The sequence below is a fragment of the Nostoc sp. FACHB-892 genome (assembly GCF_014698795.1).
In the GTDB taxonomy this organism is placed as follows: domain Bacteria; phylum Cyanobacteriota; class Cyanobacteriia; order Cyanobacteriales; family Nostocaceae; genus Nostoc.
This window is the reverse complement of sequence record NZ_JACJTR010000003.1, coordinates 167,333-190,804: the sequence shown is the minus strand read 5'-3', so window position 1 is coordinate 190,804 and position 23,472 is coordinate 167,333. Positions and strand designations below refer to the sequence as shown.

Sequence of the window (23,472 nt, the reverse complement as noted above, 5' to 3'; positions counted from 1 at the left end):
AAATATGGAGAATCTTGCGTATTTGCACCTAGCTTTCGCCTACGAAGACAGTACACCCAGTGAATTGGTCTCCTTCAGTTCTTTGTTTAACAAAGCAGCTGCACCAGACTGGAAACGGCTTTCTGGTAGGGCTTGGAAGTATATGTTGCCCCTTGCTCTGTCCTTGTCTATTCTTGGCGCTGTTAGCAGCGTCATGGCACTGGAACAAGGCGATCAAGGCCCTTCTGTCAGAAATCTACAACAAAAGTTGAAAACAGCAGGTTTTCATCAAGCTCCAGTCACCCAAGTATATGACGTGTCCACAGAAGAATCTGTGCGGCGCTTCCAAAAGGCTGCTGGTTTACCAGTGGATGGCATTGTTGGAGCAAGAACCCTGCAAAAATTAGAAAGCTGGCAAGCTAAAAAGCCAAGTACTACGACTACACAAGCTAAAAAAGCTACTGTTGTAAGTACACAAGCCAAAAAGCCCAGCACTACTAGTTCAGCTAGTTCAGCAACTACCCAGCGCCGTAATTCCAACTACCTTTCTAAGGGAGATGAAGGTGAAAATGTCAGGGCTTTGCAAGAACGCTTAAGAGTCGCAGGCTTTTATTACGGGAATGCCACAGGAATATTTGGCCCCATTACCGAAGAAGCTGTCAAGCGGTTCCAAGATGCTTATAAATTAAGCGTTGATGGTGTTGTTGGTCCAGCAACATTAGGTAAATTGCCAGGAGTTGGCATCGGTAGTGGAGAAGAAGCTCCCAGAAAGGAAAAGGTAGCCAATCGAAATAAACTCCGTATAGGCGATCGCGGTGAGCCAGTTAGAGTTATCCAAGAACAATTGATCCAAGCAGGATATTTAGAGGGAGAGCCAAATGGCTATTATGGCCCCTATACTGCTGATGCTGTAAAGAGATTTCAGGCAGCTAACTATTTAGCAGCAAGTGGCGTTGCTGGCCCAACTACGCGAGCTAAGTTATATAGCTCAATAGATACTGCCCCTAAAAGCGAATTTAATACCCTGGAAATTCAAACGCGACTACGAGAGCGGGGTTTTTATAAAGGCAAGCTGAACGGTGTAATGGCAGCTGACACCAAAAAAGCGATTAAACAAGCCCAAGAATTCTACGGCATAAGTCTCAAGGATCTTAAGAGCGGACGCTTTTAACATCCGCTTTGGTGTTGTTAGTATCACTTCCCAATTTGTTGCTTGCCTCAAGTAACAGCAAATTACGAACTGCTCAAAATTCCTCGTATTTGGCTAATTTGAGTAGTTTCGTCTTGTTTATCCATCCAAGTGCTATAGCGGCATCAGTGCCCGTTGGCACTTGGGACACACTGCATGAATGGTCATTTGACAGTCAAGCAGGTGGAAACCTTCTTTTTGAGCAGTTTTAGATCCAATTTTTAAAATTGAGTCATTTTTGAACTCAATAGTTGAGTTGCATCTAACACAAATTAAGTGATGGTGATGATGGGGATAGGGCTGGTTGATCTCATAATGCTTATGTCCCTCGCCCAGTTCGAGTTCCCGTAAAATTCCCATCCTGGCCATCAACTTCAAAGTCCGATATATAGTTGACAGGCTGATACCTTCACCATCAGTTTCTAGTCGCTGATAAAGATCCTCCGCACTCAGATGTTCACCTTGCGGAAGTTCTTGAAAAATGTGTAAAATTGTTTCGCGCTGGGGAGTTAATCGCCAGCCTCGTTCGTTCAGTTCTGCCTTGAGTGAAGTAGTTGTGTAGACAGTCATACTAATATTTCTCAACAAAGCTCGTTAATTGAGAATATAACAAATCTTGGGAGCAATTTGCAACAATCATTGCCTATTGACAATCATTACTAAATATTTAAGAACAATTCATCAAATCTTGAGCAAAAATCAAGTAACAAGCTGTATTGTATTTAATTTACATACAGCTAATAGTTAGGATACTTATAACGATTGCATCCCTTGACTTTGAATTTTGTATAAGTTAATTTTGAATTGCTCAGTTGATCCCGACCTTCAAGATATTTGAGCAAAGGTCTGGGGAAACTCTTGTACAACTAAATGCAAATAATTTGCTACAAGCCTGTAAAAAGCTTTTGACCTGGGAATCAAATGTATACCTTGTCCGTAGTCATTTGTCAAGTATAGTTTTTAATGACAAATGACTAATGACTAATGACTAACTTAAAGACTCCAAATAGTCACGGATGAGGTTGCGACGCTTGGGTTGGCGTAGTTTTTGCAAAGCCTTAGATTCTATTTGTCTGACTCGTTCCCGTGATAAGTCGAGAGCGCGGCCAATTTCTGCTAAAGAGTAAGGATGACCATCTGCCAAACCAAACCGCATCAATATTACATCACGTTCGCGGCTAGTCAAATCTGAAAGAAGATGATGCAAGTCTCTTTGTAAAGATTCTCGCATTAACATTTCTTCTGGAGTTACACTGTCAGTTTCGAGTAATTCGCCTAACTCAGTATCTTTATCCTTGCCTACTTTCGTTTCCAATGAAACGGAGCGAGGAACCCGCAACAAAACTTCTCTGACTTGGGTCGGTGTCATCTCTAACTCAGTTGCTAAATCTTCTAGAGTTGGGGTGCGACCTTTTTCTTGAGCAATTTTGCGTTGAGCCTTTTTGATTTTGTTTAACTTTTCGGTAATATGGACAGGGAGGCGGATCGTGCGGCTAGAAGTAGCGATCGCCCGTGTAATTCCCTGACGAATCCACCAGTAAGCATAGGTACTGAAGCGGTAACCCTTAGTGGGGTCAAATTTTTCTACAGCTCGCTCCAAACCTAGTGTGCCTTCTTGGACTAAATCTAACAATTCCAAACCGCGATTTTGATATTTCTTAGCAACAGACACAACTAGGCGAAGATTTGCCTTAATCATGTGTTCTTTTGCTTGGAGTCCTTGGGATTGAATTTGCTCCAACTCTTCTACTGTCAACTTAGCAATTTCAGCCCAGCGACGTTTGCCTTCTGCCAGAGTCGGTCTGAGATCCGATACTACTATACCAGCAGTGGCAGCCCACCTTTCCAAAGACGGGCGATGTCCTAGTTCTGAGGTTAGACGTTCTTGAACTTCAATTAACCTTTGATAAGGCGAAATCACTTCATCCCCTTGCTTTGCAGCGTTAGCAAGCACTATCCGCATCCGCAAGTAACGCTGAACTTTTTGAGCTTCTGAAACCTCTTCATCCCGCCCTAACAAGCGAACCCGACCAATTTCCTGAAGATATAGACGTACTAGGTCGGTACTACGACGGTTAGTGTTAGCAGCAAAGTTAGCATTGTCAGCAGCAGCCATTTCTAGCTCCTGTAGGTCATCTACCGATAACTCACTTTCGTCAACCGTGAGATCCGAGTCCAAAGCCTGGCGGGACTTTTTGGTATTGTAGGGGGCATCTGCATAAAAAGATGTTGCTGGCATAAAGATCGTCTCAATGGCTCCAGGTAACAATAGATTTCGGTCAGCTTAGATTACGGTCAGCTATTCAACTGTTGCTATTGTTCCCGTGATTTACGATGAACTAACATGGTTGAAGGTTCCATTACAATTTTTTTAGAAATTAACTGTAAAGGTTTCATTGGATACAGCATTACTGAACTTAATCGGCTGCTAAACTTTTGATTAAACCAATAGCTATTCAAATCCGCGGCTGGGCTTTCAATATTCAAACTACTTAGTTAACATTTCAACCTAGATGGTTTTTAATAGTAACTTTTGCAACACAGTATAAACATCCTTCAGTGAATGTCATCTTTATAATTGGCATAGTCACCTTTACATGGCTGCAAAAGTAATATCCTGATGATTTACTAATTTTTTCTCAGGATTATTTACGTATAAGTAGAACTAATACATATCGTCTAAGTTATTAGTATTAACTGCAAAAATTCAATCCATACGGAGAGTGAGTGACATAAATAGTGAGTGACCCGTCCTCTTACGTGTCGGTCTTAAGCTAGCAATTTCAACTTGACAGATGACTAGTAGTTGTATTCTGGCTTGATATCTCGCAGCATCAGTTCATCAAGTGCTTGTCGGGGTGTGACTTCACCCTGAAGTAACCGATAAACTTGCTCAGTAATTGGAACAGGAATGTTTTGTTGCTTGGCTCGTTGCATTAAAACTTGACAAGTGTTCACTCCTTCAGCAGTTCCTTGTAAATTTGCGAGAGTTTCTGTTAGTGACTTACCACCAGCTAGCTGGTAGCCGACTTGGTAATTGCGGCTTAAGGGACTATTGCAGGTTGCTAACAAATCTCCAAGACCCGATAAACCATAAAATGTTTCCGTCTTTGCACCCCAGTCGTTACCGATGCGAACCATTTCTGTAAGTCCACGGGTGACTAAAGCAGCTTTGGCATTAGTTCCCAGTTGTAAACCATCGCACACACCGGCTGCGATCGCAATAACATTTTTCAGGGTTCCCCCCAATTCCACGCCCAAGGGATCGGGATTGGTATATACCCGGAAACGATGAGATGAAAATACTAACTGCACTACTTCCGCAGCCGTGGGAATATTACTGGCTACGACTGTTGCTGCTGGTAACTCTAGTTGAATTTCTTTAGATAAATTAGGCCCAGAAAGGACAACCACTGCATGGCTAGGAAATACTGTTTGCCAAATTTGTGACGGCGTGCAGGTGGTTTGGGGGTCTAAACCTTTCGTCGCCGTCACAAAAATTGTTTCTGGAGAAAGGGGGAAAGACTGGACTTGGAAAGCAACATCCCTTACACCAATCATTGAGATAGCAGATACGACTATTTGGACATCTTTTAAAACTGCTTCTATTTGGGAACCTTGACGCGACCACACGCGCACCCTATGACCATTGGCTGCGGCGAGATTTGCTAGAGATGCACCCCAAGCACCCGCACCCAGAATTGCTACAGATTTTGGCTTATTCATTAATCAACAGTCTCTCCATCACCCAATCACCCCATCCTCTTAGCAATCTAAAATCTAAAATTGATTGCGGGGATAACGTTCCATTAATTCTCTGACTTGTTCTGCATGATATGAGCTTCTTGTCAAAGGGGAAGAAACAACTTGTAAAAATCCGATTTCTTCAGCGAATGCCTTCCAAGCAGCAAATTGTTCTGGGTTGATAAATTCATTTACTTGCAAGTGTTTTTGACTAGGTTGGAGGTATTGCCCGATTGTCAAAATGTCGCAATCTACAGTTCGTAAGTCTTGCATGACTTGGCGGATTTCTACATCAGTTTCACCGAGTCCAACCATGATTCCAGATTTAGTGTAAGTGCTGGGAGAAACTTGGCGAGAGCGGTGCAATAATTCTAAAGTGCGATCGTAGTTTCCTTGGGGACGCACCCGACGATACAGGCGTGGAACAGTTTCTGTATTGTGGTTTAATACCTCTGGCGCAGCTTGTAGAATTAACTCTAGAGCATTCCAATTACCGCACAAGTCAGGAATTAGTACCTCAATTGTGGTGTTAGGTGAAACAGAGCGAACCGCATTAATACACGCTATAAACTGTGACGCACCACCATCTGCCAGATCATCTCGGTTTACAGAAGTAATTACTACATGATTAAGTTTCATGCGGCGAACAGCTTCCGCTAGTCGTGCAGGTTCCGTAGAGTCTAGTGGTTTGGGTTTTTTCTCAAAATCAATATCACAGTAGGGACAAGCGCGTGTACAAGCCGGGCCCATAATTAAAAACGTGGCAGTCCCAGCATTGAAGCATTCACCAATATTCGGACAGGACGCTTCCTCACAAACTGTATTAAGGGCTAAATCCCGCAAAATATCTTTAACGTTACCGATGCGCTCACGCCCAGGTGCTTTTACCCGCAACCAGTCTGGTTTTACAGTCACAATCCGCTTTTACCACTAGAGTTATACAAATTTAATCGTAGCAAGCAAAGCCTTGGGTGAAGCGATCATATATAGATGTAATTCTGTCATTTGGCACAGGTTGTGATATTCTTAATTTACAATGCCATTTTTATGACGGGATGTGGCGCAGCTTGGTAGCGCACTTCGTTCGGGACGAAGGGGCCGCTGGTTCGAATCCAGTCATCCCGATGTACTTGTAGAGCGACAAATTATTTGACCAAAACGGCAGATTCTTTGTCAACAATCCAAATTCTTCTACATTGCTTGTTCAAGCAATTTCTATAGCTTCATATCAGAAACACTAAAAATCAGATTCTTCTAAAGCAAAGCTTACAAACTTGAATAACTTGACAAATTATTTGTCGCTATGGTTAGATAATTTGTCGCTCTACATTAGTTGAAAGGCGTTTCTGTAGCTCTCTAACTCGAAGCACTGGTATAAAATCGCAATGCAAATCGCCAAAACCAAGTGGAAGCGAAAAACAATGCTACTGCTAATATTGTCGCACCTATCAACCAGCTAATTTCACTTCGACCCAGTAGCGCTTGGGCTGGTACAGTAGTTAAAAAAGCTACTGGCATCACAAAAGTGAAGAAAAAGCGGTAAGCAGTAGGATATGCTGCTATAGGATATCGTCCAGCTTCCAACAAACCACGTAGTACTTCGGTAACGTTGTATATTTTCACGAACCAGATGCTCATCGCTCCCAGCATAAACCACAGGCTGTACAGAATCACAAAGCTGAACAATAACGGCAGCACACCAAGTAGATAGTCGTCTATGCCTACACCGAGACGTTTACCTGCATAGGCAATAATAATACCACCAAAAACTAGATCCGGCAGTCCCCAAGGTGAAAGGGTATGGGTGGAAAGCCAAAACTGACTGCGGATAGGTTTTAATAATATAAAGTCTAAAGTGCCTTCTTGGACATGGCGGACAATGCGATTCAAGTTCGACGCTAGAAAAGTAGCAGAAAATCCTTGTAGTAAAGTAAAAATTCCTAGAACTACTAAAGCTGCTTCCCATGACCAGCCACTAAAAGTGTAGCCAGTCCGGTAAAACAAGAATAGTCCAAAGAGACTGCCTGCAAGATTTCCCAAGCTACTGAGGGTAGCTATAAAAAAGTTAATCCGATACTCTAACTCTGCTGCGATCGCAGCACCCCAAAATAGTCTTAGTACTTTCAAATATCTTTGCATCTTGCACCCATAACCCAATATGTATCATCTGTCACTATAATTTCAAAGATTACACAATAACTTTACGTAAATTTAATATTACTTTTTATTCAAGAAAATTGCTAAACGTTAAGATGTTGTGGATCTATTGTTAAAAGATCAGAAATTCTATACATCTGGATTTACCAGAACTAATGGAATTACTTATCTCTTTTAGGACATAAGCTATTGTATTTGCTGAATCTGGCTTGTTAATTGGTATATTTATTTACTAAATTTTGCTAAATATTGGTGATACATGGCTAGACTATCTAACGAATTAGACCGTTATTTTTTTGAGGAAGACCGACCATCAAAAGTAACTTTGGCAGAGATTCTATTGTTAGCAAAAGAAAGAATTTTTGGATTTTTGCTGGTTATCCTGTCTTTACCTTCCGCTTTGCCAGTTCCAGCACCGGGATACTCAACTCCTTTCGGCATTTTGATTTTTCTGTTAGCGATACAGCTAATTGTCGGTGCCAAAACCCCTTGGCTACCCAAGCGGATGATGAATCATTCTATGCAACTTACAACAGTTCAGAAGTTTTTGAAGGCAGGGATTCCTTGGTTAAAAAGAATTGAAGCGATCGCTCGTCCTCGTTTAAGCTACATTTGTACTACTTTACCAGGTAGAGTAACCATTGGTATAGCGATCGCCTTGATGGCAATTTCCATGATGATTCCGATTCCAGGAACTAATACCCTGCCAGCAATGGGAGTTTTTGTAACTAGCTTTGGCTTATCGGAAGATGATGGCGCTATTAGCCTGGTTGGTTTAGTTATGTGTGTGATAGGGGCAGCGTTGACTACTTCCATACTGTTGGCATTGATTTGGGGTGGTTCTAGTCTTCTTGACATTATCAAGACTTGGCTAGGTCGTTAAATAGCAAAAATATTACTTGAGTAGAATGACACACGAACATCAGAGGTTGATAATATCACGATGGCTCCCTTAAACACCAACCTCTATCTGTTCTTAGAAAATCTCCTCTTTTTCCTAATTGCCACACTTTTTATTGTGGTTGTAAATTGGGGGTGGAAACACACAAAGCCTTATACTCTACCTCTACCATTTCCCTCTTGGTATAAAATCTGGTTTGGCTCAGTGCAGCTGCTAGGAGTTTTGCTGCCATTAGTAGTTATGCTTTTGTGGGGTGTATGGTGGGGCGAACGCAGTGTGTTAACTGTGCTTGGTTGGTATTTTATCGTATTAGGGCTGCAAATCATCTCTGAAAGAGTAACACTCAGACAGTTGCAAAATGTAGTGTGGGTGATAGTTCCTTATATATACTTGCCTTACCGCTTCTGGCAGTTGTATGAGGGTTTGACGCTTTTGGATTCCAAAAGCGAGTTGCAGTGGGTACGATATTTGTTGGTTTTTGAATTGGCGCTATGGATTGTTAACTACGCTATAGATGTGTCTCAATTGCCACGGCTGTTTAATTGGGAAGTAAAGTCAAACTCTAATGTGAGCTAGGGATTAATCGCAGAGTTAGCCATTTTTATTAAAGAAATGCGATCGCCTGCTTTCAACCCTACAACATATTGCACACCTCGTTGTCTCCAAGTCAAGGTAGCATCTGAACAACCCGCACCACAAGTAAAATCTACAAAATAGCCAGTGATGCCCTTAGCTAAGGATATACGTTTCCCAGCCATGCGGGGTGTTTTGCGGCTTACTGATTCGGCAGAAATAACACCCAAACGACAGGCAGAAGCACCATTACAGTCAGGACTAAAACCCAGTAAAATCTCGTACTTCTTTTGGGTCGCAGCTTCTATAATCGCATAAATTGGATTTTCCCCATCCGACTCAGGAATAAACTTCGGCAATAAAATTTTAATTTGAGTTTTTTGCTTTAATTTAGGCAGAATAGATTTAAAAACTGGGTGTAGCTGGGTTTGACTCTGCTGTGCTATTAATTGGGACTGGTTGTTTATAATGGCTATGGCTGACTTGTAAAAACTGCTAACATTGACTAATAAAAATACGGCACACACAGCGCTGGTATTTCTGAAGTTTAAAATCATCTTTTAAAACCTATTTCATCTCAAGTATTTATTTGTAATACCCATTTTGAAGATTGAATTACCTATTTAAGAGCGGTTAGAGTCAGCTAAACTTAAGAAGAAATTGTTTAATAAGTTTTAATAATTTTGTTATGAGTACTGATTCACCTGTTAATTCTCCCGATAAGTCTGAATCTAGCTTAGGGAAGCGTTTGAGAAACTTTTTAGTTGTAATGGTAGCGATCGCTCTTAGTGTTGCCCTCGTTTTAGGATTGCGAACTGAAACAACTTCGGCAACTCTAGCTAAGTTAAGTGATACTTCCATACCGCTAAATGTAGCTGTGAGCAACGGCAAACCATCTCTAGTGGAGTTTTATGCTGATTGGTGTACTGTCTGTCAGAAAATGGCACCAGATATCGCTCAACTGGAAACAGAGTATGCTGACAAGATGAATTTTGTCATGCTGAATGTGGATAATACAAAGTGGCTACCAGAAATGCTCAAATATCGGGTAGATGGGATTCCCCATTTTGTATTTTTGAGTAAGCAAGGGGAAACCATAGCCCAAGCGATCGGCGATCAACCCCGCACGATTATGGCTAGCAATTTAGAAGCTTTAGTTACTGGTTCATCTCTTCCCTATGCCCAAGCTAGCGGAAAAGTTTCTAAATTTTCAGCCCCAGTAGCACCAACGGCTAATCAAGATGACCCCCGCACTCATGGTAGCCAAGTGGTAAATTAGCAGCATGGGGGGAATTTCAGCTAACACCTGCTGTTACAGCAAATTGCAAGTAAATGAATTACAAAATGCAGCACTCACGCATTAGATATAAAGAGTTTCTATCTCTTGCCCCCTGCCTACTCCCCAGAGAAGAAGCGATCCCCGCCTCTTTCATGCAATAGATTGCCGCTTGAGACGCTTATGAGCGTACATTAATTCGTCAGACTTGGCGACTAGTTGTTCTAGTGACATATTGCTTTCTGGTGAGTAACGCTCTATCCCCATACTCATCGAAAGTTCATAGCTACGTTTTTGCTGTTGATTAAAGTTGGCGATATTTGCTTGCAGACACGCTTGGATACTATCAGCGTCTTTAAAGTAACTGGAGATGAAAACAATGAATTCATCTCCACCCAAGCGGGCGACAATATCCAAGTTCCGAAAACTTTGCTTGAGTAATCGAGCAGCATCAACAATCAAAGCATCTCCGATGTCGTGACCAAGGGTGTCGTTAATTTGTTTTAGCCCATCTAAATCAATGAAGATAACCCAGCACAACGCTTTTATGCGATGAGCAATTTTTAATTGTTGTTCAGCCATCAGGAAGAAGCCACGTCGGTTATGCAAACCTGTTAGTTCATCAGTCAGCGATAACTGCCTTCCTTCAATCTCTGCTTGTTTACGGTTGCGAACTTCCTGCATAAGTTCGATCTGAGCGATCGCCTGCCGGGTTAGGCGGCGCAGTGCATCCAACTGCTGGTAACTTAAACAACGAGGAATGGTATCCATTACACACAACGTTCCGAGAGGAAAACCATTGGGCGTAACTAGCGGGACACCAGCATAAAAACGAATTTTAGGATTACCTTTGACTAGGGGATTGTTAGTAAAGCGATCGTCTTTGATGGCGTTGGGAATCACTAATATATCTTCTGGTTGAAGAATAGTATGGGCACAAAAAGCCCACTCTCTGGGTGTTTCTCTAGCTTTTAGTCCAACCTTAGATTTAAACCATTGGCGATCGGCATCAACTAAGCTAATTAAAGCAATTGGAGTCTTACAAATGTAGGCAGCAAGAGCAGTTATATCATCAAATGCTTGTTCAGGTAGTGTATCTAGAATATTGTAGTCTGCTAATATTTTGAGCCTTTCTGTTTCATTTTCAGGTAGAGGAATCTGACTTTTGACGGGATTTGGAAAACCTGTCTCCAAACCTTTCCCCTTTTCGTGGAAAAGCTTTGACTTCTCCCCATTCCCTACAAGGGTTGGGCGTTGGGGGGTTAGGTTTTGCTTTAACTTTTCCAGATGACGTGAAAAGTCACGAGAAACATCTGGCGTTTTCACAAATAAATGTCTGAGCTTTAGCCAGGAAAGTCTGGTAGGCTGAAAATTTTGCAACAACCGCAGGGTTACCTGTCCAGCATCAGGGCTGCATGATATAAACATCTCTGCAACAAAAATCAACATTCGGTTGAATATACAGAAATATTGTAGTATATTGTATTCCTCATGCCTTTGGTTTGCTCTATTGTTCATGTCACCTTAGCTTTCACTGTGCAAATTCCCTGAGTATGCAGATGCTTACAAGGTCTTTTGCCCAAAGCCAGGTTGAAAATTATTAATATACACTAAAATTTATCAAAACTTATTATACTGTCAGAGTTCCTGGTCAAAAGTTGACTTTTTAATACTGCAAGTTTGCATAGATGTACAGAAGTTCCGAGGGTTGGCTTCCAACGCTCGGAACTTCTCATTACCGTTTACTTGAAAATAGCTTTAAGAGTAGGCGTACAAAACTGGACTTACTTTTTCTCGCTACCAGCAACGATTTCAATGTTTCCTTTTGCAAGTGCTTCTAGTGCTTCGCCTTGAGCGTCTTCTTGCCTTTTTTCACCATCTGCTTGAGCTATGGCAGCATTAGTCAGTTTTGCAGCATTTTCTTCGCTTTCGAGGATACCGAATTCAATCAGCAAATCTTCTAGCTCATCCATCTCAATGGGTGTAGGAACAGCAAAAAACTGATTGTTGATAATCTTGTCGGCTAATGTCCGGTATTCATTAGCTTGTCCGCTATCAGGTGCATACTCGTTGACAGTCATCCGGCGCAATTCTGCGTGTTGCACGATGTTGTCACGTGGCACGAAATGAATCATCTGGGTACTCAATCTGGCCGCAAGTGTACTAATCAGTTCGTCTTCCCGGTCTGTTTTCCGGCTGTTACAAATTAGACCAGCCAAACGCACGCCGCCAGTGTGGGCGTATTTGAGAACGCCGCGAGCAATGTTGTTAGCAGCAAACATTGCCATCATTTCACCGGAGGTAACAATATAGATTTCTTGGGCTTTACCTTCCCGGATTGGCATAGCAAAACCACCACATACAACGTCACCTAACACGTCGTAGGATATGAAATCTACGTCTTGATAAGCACCGTTTTCTTCTAAGAAGTTGATGGCGGTGATAATCCCCCGACCGGCGCAACCTACACCAGGTTCTGGGCCACCAGATTCTACGCATCTGATATTTCGGAAGCCAGTGATAACCACTTCTTCAAGTTCAATATCTTCGACAGCGCCCCGTTCGGCAGCGAGGTGCAACACGGTGGTTTGGGCTTTACAGTGCAGAATCAAGCGGGTAGAGTCGGCTTTGGGGTCGCATCCCACAATTAAAATCCGTTTACCCACTTCTGCCATAGCAGCTAGAGTATTTTGGGAGGTGGTAGATTTACCAATACCGCCTTTACCGTAAAAAGCAATCTGTCTAATTTTGTCGTCGGACATGATGATTTATCCTAGAATTGTTTGTTTACTCTGTTGGTTCATGAGCGATCGCTTAACTTTGCAGCCCAGTCCCGATCATCTCTGCGTATAATCGCAGAGATGATCCGATATAGAGAAACTCAAAGCTTGGAAAACTTTGACCTAAGCATTGTCAGTTGTTGTCACAGAATCACAAATGGTTGCTCAAGCCTTAAGAGTGGTTACAGCAGGAATTCAAATTTATGCAGAGTTTTCCTTTATAATCAAACCAACCAAAATTGCAATCCACTCTAAATGGTCGCTACAACTTCCCCGATTTTACTTGTGTCATAGCCGCCAAGAACTTCAAATTGCGAGTGAACTAACCTATGTCCCAAAGTACTAAGCAACTGCTGTACTGGCGCTTCTTCCAGATATTCTTTGAGAATCACTAAGTCATATCGTGACTGATGCAGAGGAATAAATCCTAGCCCAAAGGTAGTAGCTACAGATGCCGTGCTGATACCTGCATCGGCAGATCCTAATGCTACTTCTTGAGCAACATCTTGGTGGCTTTGAACAATACAGTCAAAGCCTTGGACTGCATGGAATGGCACTTGCTCCTGTTGAAGTGTTTGTTCCAAAAGTAAACGACTACCGGAACCTGGTTCCCGATTGACAATAGTTCCTCCAGCTTGCACTAAGTCGGCAACTGTTCTGATTCCCATCGGATTACCAGACTGTACCATTAGTCCCTCCTCCCAAAATCCGAGCGTAATCACAACTGCTTCTCTTCTAGAAAGAACATCACGTACAAAGGGAATATTGTACTCACCTGTTGCGGAGTGGTATAGGTGCATCCCTGCGATGTGAGCTTCACCTCGACATAAACTGTGTAATGCAGCCATGCTGTTGGCGAAGTTATATTGGACTCGCAACTGGGGATGCCAACGTTCGGTAGCTCTCGCCCAAAGTGAAATCACAGGCGCACAGCCAGCAATCACGACTGTGTTGTGAAGTGTGTCCATATTATCGTCGAGCAGCCGGACTCGGACTTTATCTGTACCATTCCGGCTCTCACTCTCTCCCTTCGGGTTCGGCAGTTTGCTTATGCCGGGGAACCCGTCCACCGCAACTGCCTCACCATCAGCTGGGATCATGTCTTGGCGAAAAGCATCCTTGCCAATCAAGGGATAAGCTATCCATTGCCCCCCAACCCTAGCCAGACTGACTCGTAGTTGCTGATCACAAGGAACAGATTTGACAAGAACTGCTTCAATTTCAGGTAAATCCTGCTCTAGCCAGAATAGATCCTCAACTTGACAGCCAAGCGCTTTTGCTAGGCGGAGTGTAATCGCAACTGAGGGAGCATATTGTCCCGACTCTACACCACTAATGGTTTGACGGGTAACACTAGCGATGTTCGCCAAGTCTTGCTGGCTCATGCCTAGACGGGTTCTAATTGACTTCAAGTTATTACGAAGATTACTATCCTGCTTCATTGGCTTTAATCTCTTAGTTTCAAAAAGCCGTAGCGGATTTAACTAAATCTACCAAGGCAAAAGCACGATCTTTGAATGTATACCATTTTTATTCAAAGACTTTTTGTGCGATGGCGTACCCCGCCCTTTCCGGTGGCGATCGCACTCTTGATTCCCTCTAAAACCAGAATATCATAAATCTCGCAAATATTCTTGCGATGTGCAAAAATTTTTGCTCTAATTCATCTGCCACTTGCACAAGAGTTATTCTGGCTCCTTAATTCTGTTTTCAGTAATTTGGCTTTATACCAATTAATTTGGTATAAAGCAGCGATTGATACAGTTTTATTAATCGGTTTCAGCTTTGATGCTTGATAGGAAAGTAACATAAGCCGTAGAAAACTTACCAAAAAATTCTGCTGCATGGGTAAATTTTACCCAAACTAAAAACTGTTAATTTTACTCATAGTAATACTGCGCCACCTTTACTGTGCAGAGATGAGAAAAAACTACAGTTTTTAGCACAATAATGGAGAGAGTAATGATTACCGAAGAAAACTTAGCCCAACAATTTACCCTTATTATTGAGCAAGCTCACCCAAGAGCGTGGAAAATACTACGCCACTGTTATGTAAAAGTGCTAAACTCTCGTTCAAAAGGAGCATATATTGCTCATGCCAAATATATAAGGATTTACTGTCCTGACAGACTGATTGCTGCTGTAGTAGCAGAAAAAGATTTACTGATAGAAGTGGCAGAATATCTTGGTCTAGTTGAAGTTGTTTGCTTGAATGCTACAAATCTATTGCACGATCCCAAATCACAGCTTAAAAAGGCTTATCCTCAATTGTGGTTAGATTTGATGTGGATTGTGACGCAAAAGCAAGAATCATGAGAACTGGAATGTTCTGTAATATTAATCATGCAAAACCCTCAGTTTGTTAACGTCTTAAAACAAAGAAAAATCTTATGAGTCAGCCCTACCTATCTCCAGACGATTTGCCTTCAAATCTGACAATTCAGGTAAGTGAAATACTATTCAGACAACTCGAAGAGGCAACGAAAAAAAACTTTTTTTTAGCAAGCGATCGCATGACACGTATTTTGTTGGCAAGTTGCCATTGGTATTTCAAAATTAATAGTGGAACCCTAATGTTAATCATGATTTGTCCTGATATAGAAAGTTATCAGAACATTATGAGAACTGTTCCCAAATTCACCGATATGTTAAAAAGATTTACTAACAGAGGTAGAATTACTGTTAGCCCTCCATCTGACAAAGGTATACCGTGGATACTCAGCATAGATGAAATCTTGCCGGAAGAAGACTTACCCACTACCTGATAAATACATTAGAAATTATTCCAGGGAAAGCGTTACATCAGTAGTATGAATTGTTAAATGAAGTTTTCTCTTCTGCTGCACGTAACTTTGCTGCTAAATCTCTTAACACGGTGGAATAATTTTCTCTCCCTGGACAAATTTCTAATAACACATCAAGCTCAAATTATTCCTTGTACGACTCCAAAATGCCACTGCGAATCATTAGTTGTGGCCAAAACAATACAAAAAATCCCATCCATGTTATTACAGGAATGGAGATGAGAACTGTTAGCCAAATAGTTTTAAATAGTAACCAGCTACCACTAATCAGGGTTACACCTGTGAGAACTATAGACCAGGGCTGACACCACCAAGGTTTGTAGTTCCAGGGGTTTACGGGTTTTTGTTCAGTCATTGGTTTTATTTAGTAAACGACATCAACATTAATATAAGCGTGACTTGTTTAACAGATATATATCAATTCTCAAGCATTTCTAACAACTGCGCCTCGCTTAATTGCGTAATTCCTAAAGAAAGCGCTTTTTCTAATTTAGAGCCTGCATCTTCTCCTACTACTAAATAATCCGTTTTTTTGCTCACAGAATCAGTCACTTTTCCACCAGCTTTTTGAATTAAATCCTTCGCTTCATCGCGCTTTAAGGTTGGCAATGCTCCCGTAATTACAAAAGTTTTACCTGCAAACTTTTGATTACCATCACCAATTGTTTTTGTTTCCTCTGTGGCAGCTAATTGCAATCCTTCTGCTTGCAAACGTTCTATCAATCTTTGGTTGGCATCAATCCGAAACCACTGATAAACAGATTGGGCAATTTCAGCACCAATACCATAAATTCCTTCAATATCTGATTGCTTTGCTGTCGCTAACTGTTCTACAGTGAAATATTTTTGAGTTAACAATTGGGCATTCACACTGCCAACGTGACGGATACCTAAACCATACAATACTCTCGACCAAGGTTGGTTTTTCGATTGAGCGATCGCATCTACCAATTTCTCTGCTGACTTTTTCCCCATCCTTTCTAATGCAGATAATTTCTCTGCTGTCAACTCATGCAAATCGGCAACAGAATGCACCAAACCTTTATCAACGAGTTGATGCACCAGCTTTTCGCCCAAGCCTTTAATATCCAAGGCATCACGACTTACCCAATGTTCAATGGAACCTTTGAGAATCGCTGCACAGGAAGCATTGACGCACCGAGTTACTGCCTCACCTGATTCTCGCACTACTGGTTGACCACAGACTGGGCAATGGGTAGGCATAATGAAAGGTTCAGTGTCAGCAGGACGAAGTTCTTTTAGTACCCTCAGCACTTCTGGGATGATTTCTCCAGCTTTGCGGACGATGACAGTATCACCAATGCGGATGTCTAATTGAGTAATGCGATCGCTATTGTGTAAAGTCGCGCGGGAAACTGTTGTCCCTGCTAGTTGCACCGGGCGCATTTCTGCTAACGGCGTTAATGCCCCCGTTCGTCCGACATTCACAGCAATATTTTCTACACGGGTGGGTGCTTCTTCGGCTGGGTACTTTAGAGCGATCGCCCAGCGAGGGAATTTCTGGGTAAAGCCTAGCTGTTCTTGAAGTTTAAAAGAATTCAGCTTTACTACTACCCCATCAGTCATGTAGGGTAAATTCAGGCGTTCCGTATCCCAGTATTCATAATATTTTGCCACTTCTGCGATCGAAGCACACAGTTTATGATTGGGGTTGACTCGAAAACCCATCTTTTCTAATAACTCCAATGCTTCCCATTGGGTATTGGCAATACTGGTGTCATCTCTACCAGGAATATGCAAGGTGTAGCCAAAAAAATCTAACCGCCGTTTAGCGACAATGCGCGAGTCTAGTTGTCTGAGTGTACCAGCTGCGGCGTTACGAGGATTGGCAAATAATTGCTCACTGGCTTTTTGTCTTTCTTCGTTAATTTGTTTAAATACTTCCAACGGTAAAAACGCCTCGCCGCGTACTTCCACCCTTTCTAGAATTTCTAACCCTTCAAAATTCAAACGCAAGGGAATTGAGCGAATTGTCCGCACATTTTGGGTGATATCTTCACCCGTCACCCCATCACCCCTAGTTGCACCCCTTACTAAAATGCCATTTTGATAGGTAAGAGCCAAAGCAGAACCATCAATTTTAAGTTCACAGACATATTCCACCGAGTCTATTTTTGGTACTTGTCGCCGCCAACGCTGATCCCAGGCTTGCAACTCATCGATATTAAATGCATTCTCCAGACTGTACAGGGGGATATTATGCCGCACCGAGGTAAACTGCGTTGCTGGCCTTTCACCCACGCGCTGAGTCGGACTATCGGGAGTCGCCAATTCTGGATATTGAATTTCCAGTTGTTGCAATTCTCTATATAGCTGGTCATAGACTGCATCCTCCATAATTGGAGAATCTAAAACGTAATAAGCGAAGCTTGCTTGTTGCAATAACTGGCGCAGTTCTTCTGTACGTTTTACTTCCGGCTTAATCTGGGTCATTAGACTTATTACAAAATACCTAGCGAATAGAATAGCCTGCATGAGCAGGCTTTGTTTGGGTAGCCGTGACTCGTAGCCATTAGGATTTAGCGATCCCAGTCTTCGACTTCATATAAAAATCGAGTTTTGCCAATCAGTTTACGATTAGCAGAGGTACTTTGGACAAACACAACATACTTTTCTAGGTTACTCGGTTTAATCCGAATCGTTGCATCCATCGGTAGACCTAACATTTCTCGTGCTGCACCTCCTTCAAATAAATCACCTGTTGCCCGATCCATTAAGATAATTTCTTTTTGAGCCTGGATAGTTTCTGTTTTTGTAAATTCGTAGAAACCCCGCCCAACTTTAAAACTTAAACCATTTTCCAATACAAAGGCTTTAATTGAAATATCTTGTTCAACCTCTAAAATCTGGAAACGCCCTGGAGAAACTGCCCGTAAATCAGCCGATTCGTAATAGGATGTTGCTTCTCGGTTCATCATGGTGTTAAATATTTTATTTAACCCACGGCTCATGCGTCCTTGATCAATTACTTCTTGTTCATAAGCTTGTAGCTGATCGTTAGAAGATTGTTGGTAGCAAACTGCTAAAAACAAGTCACTAATATACGAAAACTGGTCTAAATTGATATGAAAACCACCAGACTTTTCTGCAAGTTCTTGATAAAAAGGAGTAGCATGAGGACGATTGAGTGCTTGAACTCCGTAAACTGTAATTTCTGCCTCAGCTAATTTATCTAACTCTTTGCGCCAATTCAGTTTTTTAGGATTGTGTGCTGGAGGATGGGGAATATCATCGCCAATCAAAACCAGTGATTTTGTTGCTGATTTTGACCAAGATAAAGATTGGGATTCATGTAATACCAATTCATAACATTCTGGTGCATCTCCGCCACCAGTAGGTTCGACATTTTGCACAAAATCACAGATAGCATCAACATCACCGGATATATTAAATATTTTGGTGACATAAGTTGAGCCTTCGTCGCAGTAGTCACCATGAGCGATAATCCCAATTTTAATTAAGGGAATTTCGTCTATCAGTCTGGTAACAGTATTTTTTATTTTTCGCCGTACCTGGGTAAGGCAAGGGTACATACTCCCAGTTGTATCAAAACTGAAAACAATCTCAATATTATTACTTGCCATCTGCTTACCTAAATTAATATTTAATTTTTAACTTACAAAATGACAAATGGCACGCAATCATGGTTAAAAATTTTACACGTAAGCTCCCAATTATTATTGCTCACCGAGGCGCTAGTGGTTATCGTCCAGAACACACTTTAGCTGCCTATGAATTAGCGATTGCACTAGGCGCTGATTATATTGAACCTGATTTAGTTTCTACCAAAGATGGTATTTTAATTGCTCGTCACGAAAACGAAATTTCGGAAACTACTGACATTGCTAATCATGCAGAATTTGCTCATCGACGAACCACTAAAGTAATCGATGGAGAATCGAAAACAGGTTGGTTTACTGAAGATTTTACTTTGGCAGAACTGAAAACACTACGAGCCAAAGAGCGAATTCCTCAATTGCGATCGCAAAATACCGCCTATGATGGACTCTTAGAAATTCCTACGCTGCAAGAAATCATCGATTTAGTCAAAAGTAAAAGTGCTGGAATTAATCGTGCGATCGGCATTTACCCAGAAACTAAACACCCAACTTACTTTAAATCTATTGGGTTAGCCTTAGAAGAACCCCTACTTAAAACTTTGACAGCCAATGGTTATCAGGGAGCTAATGCACCTATTTTTATTCAGTCTTTTGAAGTAAGTAATTTACAAGATTTATCTATAAAGACAGATTTACCTCTGGTGCAGTTGCTGAATAACAGTGGTAAACCTTATGATTTTATCGTTAGTGGCGATGAACGCACATATGCAGATTTAGTCACTGTATCAGGTTTAGAAGAAATTGCTAAATATGCACAGGCGGTTGGCGTTCATAAAAATTTAGTGGTTCCTAGAGACAGCAGTGGTAAATTGCGTAGACGCAAAGCGGCTTGTCGCCAGACATCGCCAACATCTTTAGTCATTGATGCTCATGCGGCTGGTTTGCTGGTTCATGTCTGGACTTTCCGCAATGAAGACTGTTTTTTGCCACTAGACTTTCAAGGAAATCCCCAAGGGGAATATGAACTATTTTTCAGCTTAGGTGTTGATGGCGTATTTAGTGACTACCCGGATACGGCAGCTTACCACGCCACTATTCAGTGATAACTTATTAGGGGAACAAAAAATTACGGAAAGTAAGATGCTTTTACTTAAGTGGAAATCCTGTATAACAGCAATAACCTTGACCGCAATCAGTCTTACTGCATCCAAGTCAGCATTGGCAGTATCTCTATACTCAGTTACTGACTTAGGCAGTCTTACAAAAGAAGCCTTCAGTTACGCTACAGACATCAATGACTCAGGTGAGGTAGCCATTAATTCTTCGGGGCGTTCTTTTTTTTACAGCAATGGTTCACTTCAAGAAATTAGTCCCCTGCCTGGGGATAGTGGACTTGCAGTAACTGGTATCAATAACTTGGGTCAAGTAGTTGGTAATTCGGTTGGTAATAATAACTTTACTGGAAATAACCCTTTCGTATACAGCAATGGCATCACCCAACCCCTCCCTATCCAAAACGCTATTCCTTATGCGATTAACAATCGCACCCAAATAGTAGGGGGAGCCGAGGAACTTGGGCCTTTTATATACAGTGATGATATAGCAACCAGTATAGGAACTCCTGGTACTGTTGCCTACGGTTTAAATAACTTGGGACAAGTAGTAGGCATTCTCAATTCAAACACAGCTTTTCTGTACGAAAACGGCCAAACTACTAACCTGGGAACTTTGCCAGGTGACGGGTACAGCGTCGCAAATGATATTAATGACTTAGGACAAGTAGTAGGTAGTTCTGGACTCACTGGAGTAGATGATGGTCGTGCTTTTTTGTACAGTTCCAGTACGGGACTCCAAGACCTCGGTAGGCTACGTCCTACAGATTCGTTCAGTCTTGCTGCGGGGATCAATAATTTAGGTCAAGTAGTCGGGTTTTCTGGCACTAACACTGACTTTTTTGCACCAGATGGCAATGGTTTGCGGGCTTTTCTTTATAGTGATAACACTCTGTACGACTTAAATAACCTGATTGCTCCTGGTTCAGATGCTGGCTTTACCTTAACGGCAGCATCTGCCATTAATAATAATGGACAAATTGTCGGTCGTGGTGCAGTTAATGGTGAATTACGCGCCTTCCTCTTGACGCCAACCTCATCTGTCTCTGTACCTGAACCAACTTCAGGCGTTCCTATTTTGTCGTTCGGTGCTGTTGTAACTTTATTTGCAGCACTCAAGCGCAAACGTAACTCTAGCAGTGCATTCATATAATAACTAATTCCGCAAGTCCTCATCTTCTCTACGTTCGCGCAGCGTGTCGCAGACAGACGCTACGCGAACAAGGTACTCCTAAGATGGGGATTGCATAAGCGTATTTGTTTTCACAAACTAGTCATAACCTGAGCCAATTGATTAGATAAATCAACTACAGAATCCTGGCATTTGTTAAATAAAACGCCAGCTAGAAAATAATAATCGCCAGAGTAAAATGCCATATTGTTTTTTCGGAGTTCTTCTATATGGTTCTTTACCTTAGGATCAGAGCTATAGTAGCCGAACTGTAAAGGTAATACCATGAAATTTTGAACACAATATCCATTTTCTTTTGCTAGGTTCAGCGTACTTGTTGGATTAGAAAAACTAGATATTAAAACCAACACATTTTCGTAACCTAACGACAAAAGATCGTTGGTAACTGTGGCTCCATCCACGCCCCCAAATAAGAGTGGCATATAAATATCATTATCTGGAGCCGGGAGATACGGCGGATTGGCTACAAGATACTCGGCATCTAGTTGAGAAGAATTAAACAAAGATGAATTATGAATTATATATTTATTAGTGAGATTATATTCATCGATAGTTGAATTTGCAACTTTCCATGCAGAGGTATTTAATTCAAATCCCTGGATTACGCCATCAAAGTTGTTTCTTAATAATGAATTAATTACAGGACTGCCATCTCCTGAGCCAAACTCCACAATAGATTCATAATTTTTACAATTTCTGAGAACAAAATTTTCTAAACAGTTTGAGTAAAAATTAGATTCTTCAGGACAAAAAAAGATATCTTTCATTTGACTGCACTTCAATGTGTAAGGTATAATCAATGTAATAAGAGGTTATTTAATATCTTAAATATCAAGTAAATAAATAACCCTTCCTTTAGTAAAGAAGCCCTTACTAAATAAATTGGATTGTAGATAGATTTGCAATACAATGATTTAGAAATGTGAAATTATAAACGTCAGAAAGAATCTGGCATTTTTTAATTTCTAATTGTTTTAGATTTCTTAGATAAACCAGCCAGCTTGTTCTGCTTTACGTATTGATCGCACAACAGCACCACCTGCGCGATCGCTCATGAGTTTCTGCTGATCGTACCCAAGCACTAATTCCCATGCATCATTGGGATAGCGCTCTGCTAATGGCAAAGCTACATCATCTAACATCCAACGGCCGTGGCGTTCATCTTCCCTGATGTGTAGTTCCCAGTAACCCACCGCTACTTCTGAGAGTCCCAGTCGTTGCGCCGCCATCATATAATTTTTGTAAACCGCAGGGCCAGCCACTTCAAAATAGGTCAAACCGCCGCTATAACGTAGGAAATAGCGTTTGCGTTCAGTCACTAAAAAATTATGATTGGTAGAAGCCAAAACTTCCCAAGGTACTAAATCGAAATATGCCTCTGGTTCAGTGTTCATTTCAAACTCAGCAAGCATTTGGGCAAAAAATGTAGAGTGCTTGCGAGATAAACGACCATTGCCGTATTCTTCTATTAGTACTCGCATCAGCGTACACTGCACTTCATTAGCAACACCGCCCAGAATGCGGGAAAGATGACTAGCTTCAACCAAGCCATCAAAGGAGCCGATCGCTAGCAGATGACGGTAACCAGCCTCAGTCATTTCCTCACGAATGTAGCGGCTACTCTCCGACAAAAGCGGATCTAAATCGGCAGATGTGCGCTCAATTAGCGCTTGTTTTACATCCAATTGTTGCAGTGCAGGCACATCTAGTTGTGCCAGTTCCCACTTTTGCCAAGCAGCTTCAATTTGGTCACGACATGAACACAAGTAAAGCGATCGCTCATTCGTATAGTGCCGCAAATCGTCGTACCAAAACAGCTTTAGCCGATTAATCCGATAAAGTATCCTCTGGAGAAAACGGTGAGCCTGTTCATCAAAGCGATCGTTTTTATAGGCGGCGCGAATTGCCCTTGACAGCGCCTGTTCAAACTCACTAGCTATTGCAGGTTTTACATCAAGTTGATGATCCAAATCCTCTATTGCCAGTAGTTTTATAAATTGCTCCTCAGCACGGTCGTACTTGGTAATTGTTCCCTCTTCTGTTTGCGTGCTGTTTTTCACAGCCCCAGCGTTAGGAAATGTAACTAAATTACTTTGCATGGAATCTTCGGTAGCTTTGCAAAAGTGAGAAATTAGCTTCTCTCTAATACTTAACTTCCCACACGAGTAGCTTTTTGTACCTCTT

General features: G+C 41.7%; 22 protein-coding genes and 1 tRNA gene. 9 read left to right on the top strand and 14 right to left on the bottom strand.

Annotation, left to right across the window (positions count from 1 at the left end):
• Positions 1 to 4: 4 nt before the first annotated feature.
• Positions 5 to 1,150, top strand: coding sequence for a peptidoglycan-binding protein (locus tag H6G96_RS05665; protein WP_190910529.1), 1,146 nt, complete (start codon positions 5 to 7; stop codon positions 1,148 to 1,150).
• A 132-nt stretch (positions 1,151 to 1,282) separates the two neighbouring features.
• Here H6G96_RS05665 and H6G96_RS05660 read toward each other — a convergent pair whose 3' ends face one another.
• The 4 genes from H6G96_RS05660 to lipA form a co-directional block, all read right to left on the bottom strand.
• Positions 1,283 to 1,738, bottom strand: a complete 456-nt coding sequence (locus H6G96_RS05660) for a transcriptional repressor (protein WP_190728729.1) — start codon at positions 1,736 to 1,738, stop codon at positions 1,283 to 1,285.
• A 418-nt stretch (positions 1,739 to 2,156) separates the two neighbouring features.
• The gene (gene sigC / locus H6G96_RS05655) at positions 2,157 to 3,407 is read right to left on the bottom strand and encodes an RNA polymerase sigma factor SigC (protein WP_190910528.1); all 1,251 of its coding nucleotides are present in this window, start codon (positions 3,405 to 3,407) and stop codon (positions 2,157 to 2,159) included.
• 560 nt (positions 3,408 to 3,967) lie between these two features.
• Positions 3,968 to 4,894: an NAD(P)H-dependent glycerol-3-phosphate dehydrogenase gene (locus H6G96_RS05650; protein ID WP_190910527.1), complete on the bottom strand. Its 927-nt coding sequence runs from the start codon at positions 4,892 to 4,894 to the stop codon at positions 3,968 to 3,970.
• A 54-nt stretch (positions 4,895 to 4,948) separates the two neighbouring features.
• Entirely contained in the window at positions 4,949 to 5,827 is an 879-nt protein-coding gene (gene lipA, locus H6G96_RS05645; RefSeq protein ID WP_190910526.1) for a lipoyl synthase, read from the bottom strand.
• Between the two features lie 136 nt (positions 5,828 to 5,963).
• Between lipA and H6G96_RS05640 the strand changes: the two genes are divergently transcribed.
• Positions 5,964 to 6,037: transfer RNA gene (locus H6G96_RS05640), tRNA-Pro, on the top strand.
• Positions 6,038 to 6,268: 231 nt separating this feature from the next.
• On the opposite strand, the gene H6G96_RS05635 is transcribed toward H6G96_RS05640, so the two are convergent.
• A complete protein-coding gene (locus H6G96_RS05635) occupies positions 6,269 to 7,051 on the bottom strand; it encodes an ABC transporter permease (RefSeq protein WP_190910525.1) in 783 nt (260 codons plus the stop codon).
• 277 nt (positions 7,052 to 7,328) lie between these two features.
• Between H6G96_RS05635 and H6G96_RS05630 the strand changes: the two genes are divergently transcribed.
• Both H6G96_RS05630 and H6G96_RS05625 read left to right on the top strand, forming a co-directional pair.
• On the top strand, positions 7,329 to 7,952 hold the full coding sequence (locus tag H6G96_RS05630; protein WP_190910524.1) for an exopolysaccharide biosynthesis protein: 624 nt from the start codon (positions 7,329 to 7,331) through the stop codon (positions 7,950 to 7,952).
• Positions 7,953 to 8,012: 60 nt separating this feature from the next.
• Positions 8,013 to 8,546 (top strand): hypothetical protein, encoded by a 534-nt coding sequence (locus H6G96_RS05625; RefSeq protein WP_190910523.1) that lies wholly within the window; start codon positions 8,013 to 8,015, stop codon positions 8,544 to 8,546.
• On the opposite strand, the gene H6G96_RS05620 is transcribed toward H6G96_RS05625, so the two are convergent.
• Positions 8,543 to 9,100 carry a hypothetical protein gene (locus H6G96_RS05620; protein WP_190910522.1) on the bottom strand — a complete coding sequence of 186 codons (558 nt, stop codon included), beginning with the start codon at positions 9,098 to 9,100 and terminating at the stop codon, positions 8,543 to 8,545. The two genes, H6G96_RS05625 and H6G96_RS05620, sit on opposite strands and share 4 nt — an antisense overlap.
• 131 nt (positions 9,101 to 9,231) lie before the next feature.
• Between H6G96_RS05620 and H6G96_RS05615 the strand changes: the two genes are divergently transcribed.
• Complete coding sequence (locus H6G96_RS05615) at positions 9,232 to 9,822, top strand: thioredoxin family protein (RefSeq protein ID WP_190910521.1); 591 nt, start codon at positions 9,232 to 9,234, stop codon at positions 9,820 to 9,822.
• 150 nt (positions 9,823 to 9,972) lie between these two features.
• Here H6G96_RS05615 and H6G96_RS05610 read toward each other — a convergent pair whose 3' ends face one another.
• From H6G96_RS05610 to H6G96_RS05600, 3 genes are all read right to left on the bottom strand, one after another.
• On the bottom strand, positions 9,973 to 11,337 hold the full coding sequence (locus tag H6G96_RS05610; protein WP_190910520.1) for a sensor domain-containing diguanylate cyclase: 1,365 nt from the start codon (positions 11,335 to 11,337) through the stop codon (positions 9,973 to 9,975).
• Between the two features lie 266 nt (positions 11,338 to 11,603).
• Positions 11,604 to 12,581, bottom strand: coding sequence for a nitrogenase iron protein (gene nifH / locus H6G96_RS05605; protein WP_190910519.1), 978 nt, complete (start codon positions 12,579 to 12,581; stop codon positions 11,604 to 11,606).
• A 269-nt stretch (positions 12,582 to 12,850) separates the two neighbouring features.
• Entirely contained in the window at positions 12,851 to 14,041 is a 1,191-nt protein-coding gene (locus H6G96_RS05600; protein WP_190910518.1) for a substrate-binding domain-containing protein, read from the bottom strand.
• Positions 14,042 to 14,561: 520 nt separating this feature from the next.
• On the opposite strand from H6G96_RS05600, the gene H6G96_RS05595 reads away from it, so the two are divergent.
• Complete coding sequence (locus H6G96_RS05595) at positions 14,562 to 14,915, top strand: hypothetical protein (RefSeq protein WP_190910517.1); 354 nt, start codon at positions 14,562 to 14,564, stop codon at positions 14,913 to 14,915.
• Positions 14,916 to 14,989: 74 nt separating this feature from the next.
• Positions 14,990 to 15,364, top strand: coding sequence for a hypothetical protein (locus H6G96_RS05590; RefSeq protein ID WP_190910516.1), 375 nt, complete (start codon positions 14,990 to 14,992; stop codon positions 15,362 to 15,364).
• A 163-nt stretch (positions 15,365 to 15,527) separates the two neighbouring features.
• Here H6G96_RS05590 and H6G96_RS05585 read toward each other — a convergent pair whose 3' ends face one another.
• The 3 genes from H6G96_RS05585 to H6G96_RS05575 form a co-directional block, all read right to left on the bottom strand.
• Positions 15,528 to 15,758 (bottom strand): DUF6737 family protein, encoded by a 231-nt coding sequence (locus tag H6G96_RS05585; RefSeq protein ID WP_190910515.1) that lies wholly within the window; start codon positions 15,756 to 15,758, stop codon positions 15,528 to 15,530.
• A 62-nt stretch (positions 15,759 to 15,820) separates the two neighbouring features.
• Positions 15,821 to 17,857, bottom strand: a complete 2,037-nt coding sequence (gene ligA, locus H6G96_RS05580; protein WP_190910514.1) for an NAD-dependent DNA ligase LigA — start codon at positions 17,855 to 17,857, stop codon at positions 15,821 to 15,823.
• Positions 17,858 to 17,943: 86 nt separating this feature from the next.
• Entirely contained in the window at positions 17,944 to 19,008 is a 1,065-nt protein-coding gene (locus H6G96_RS05575; RefSeq protein ID WP_190910513.1) for a vWA domain-containing protein, read from the bottom strand.
• A 59-nt stretch (positions 19,009 to 19,067) separates the two neighbouring features.
• Between H6G96_RS05575 and H6G96_RS05570 the strand changes: the two genes are divergently transcribed.
• Positions 19,068 to 20,087 (top strand): glycerophosphodiester phosphodiesterase, encoded by a 1,020-nt coding sequence (locus H6G96_RS05570; protein ID WP_190910512.1) that lies wholly within the window; start codon positions 19,068 to 19,070, stop codon positions 20,085 to 20,087.
• A gap of 79 nt (positions 20,088 to 20,166) precedes the next feature.
• Positions 20,167 to 21,249 carry a DUF3466 family protein gene (locus H6G96_RS05565; RefSeq protein ID WP_190910511.1) on the top strand — a complete coding sequence of 361 codons (1,083 nt, stop codon included), beginning with the start codon at positions 20,167 to 20,169 and terminating at the stop codon, positions 21,247 to 21,249.
• Positions 21,250 to 21,359: 110 nt separating this feature from the next.
• Here H6G96_RS05565 and H6G96_RS05560 read toward each other — a convergent pair whose 3' ends face one another.
• Together H6G96_RS05560 and H6G96_RS05555 are read right to left on the bottom strand one after the other, a co-directional pair.
• Complete coding sequence (locus tag H6G96_RS05560; protein ID WP_190910510.1) at positions 21,360 to 22,055, bottom strand: SAM-dependent methyltransferase; 696 nt, start codon at positions 22,053 to 22,055, stop codon at positions 21,360 to 21,362.
• Between the two features lie 216 nt (positions 22,056 to 22,271).
• Positions 22,272 to 23,387: an iron-containing redox enzyme family protein gene (locus H6G96_RS05555; RefSeq protein WP_190910509.1), complete on the bottom strand. Its 1,116-nt coding sequence runs from the start codon at positions 23,385 to 23,387 to the stop codon at positions 22,272 to 22,274.
• Positions 23,388 to 23,472 lie beyond the last annotated feature (85 nt).

Bases quoted from the DNA above. Each gene is read 5' to 3' on its own strand.
- H6G96_RS05665 (WP_190910529.1), top strand. From the start codon at position 5: ATGGAGAATCTTGCGTATTTGCACCTAGCTTTCGCCTACGAAGACAGT.
- H6G96_RS05660 (WP_190728729.1), bottom strand. From the start codon at position 1,738: ATGACTGTCTACACAACTACTTCACTCAAGGCAGAACTGAACGAACGA.
- sigC (WP_190910528.1), bottom strand. From the start codon at position 3,407: ATGCCAGCAACATCTTTTTATGCAGATGCCCCCTACAATACCAAAAAG.
- H6G96_RS05650 (WP_190910527.1), bottom strand. From the start codon at position 4,894: ATGAATAAGCCAAAATCTGTAGCAATTCTGGGTGCGGGTGCTTGGGGT.
- H6G96_RS05635 (WP_190910525.1), bottom strand. From the start codon at position 7,051: ATGCAAAGATATTTGAAAGTACTAAGACTATTTTGGGGTGCTGCGATC.
- H6G96_RS05630 (WP_190910524.1), top strand. From the start codon at position 7,329: ATGGCTAGACTATCTAACGAATTAGACCGTTATTTTTTTGAGGAAGAC.
- H6G96_RS05625 (WP_190910523.1), top strand. From the start codon at position 8,013: ATGGCTCCCTTAAACACCAACCTCTATCTGTTCTTAGAAAATCTCCTC.
- H6G96_RS05620 (WP_190910522.1), bottom strand. From the start codon at position 9,100: ATGATTTTAAACTTCAGAAATACCAGCGCTGTGTGTGCCGTATTTTTA.
- H6G96_RS05615 (WP_190910521.1), top strand. From the start codon at position 9,232: ATGAGTACTGATTCACCTGTTAATTCTCCCGATAAGTCTGAATCTAGC.
- H6G96_RS05610 (WP_190910520.1), bottom strand. From the start codon at position 11,337: ATGAACAATAGAGCAAACCAAAGGCATGAGGAATACAATATACTACAA.
- nifH (WP_190910519.1), bottom strand. From the start codon at position 12,581: ATGTCCGACGACAAAATTAGACAGATTGCTTTTTACGGTAAAGGCGGT.
- H6G96_RS05600 (WP_190910518.1), bottom strand. From the start codon at position 14,041: ATGAAGCAGGATAGTAATCTTCGTAATAACTTGAAGTCAATTAGAACC.
- H6G96_RS05595 (WP_190910517.1), top strand. From the start codon at position 14,562: ATGATTACCGAAGAAAACTTAGCCCAACAATTTACCCTTATTATTGAG.
- H6G96_RS05590 (WP_190910516.1), top strand. From the start codon at position 14,990: ATGAGTCAGCCCTACCTATCTCCAGACGATTTGCCTTCAAATCTGACA.
- H6G96_RS05585 (WP_190910515.1), bottom strand. From the start codon at position 15,758: ATGACTGAACAAAAACCCGTAAACCCCTGGAACTACAAACCTTGGTGG.
- ligA (WP_190910514.1), bottom strand. From the start codon at position 17,857: ATGACCCAGATTAAGCCGGAAGTAAAACGTACAGAAGAACTGCGCCAG.
- H6G96_RS05575 (WP_190910513.1), bottom strand. From the start codon at position 19,008: ATGGCAAGTAATAATATTGAGATTGTTTTCAGTTTTGATACAACTGGG.
- H6G96_RS05570 (WP_190910512.1), top strand. From the start codon at position 19,068: ATGGTTAAAAATTTTACACGTAAGCTCCCAATTATTATTGCTCACCGA.
- H6G96_RS05560 (WP_190910510.1), bottom strand. From the start codon at position 22,055: ATGAAAGATATCTTTTTTTGTCCTGAAGAATCTAATTTTTACTCAAAC.
- H6G96_RS05555 (WP_190910509.1), bottom strand. From the start codon at position 23,387: ATGCAAAGTAATTTAGTTACATTTCCTAACGCTGGGGCTGTGAAAAAC.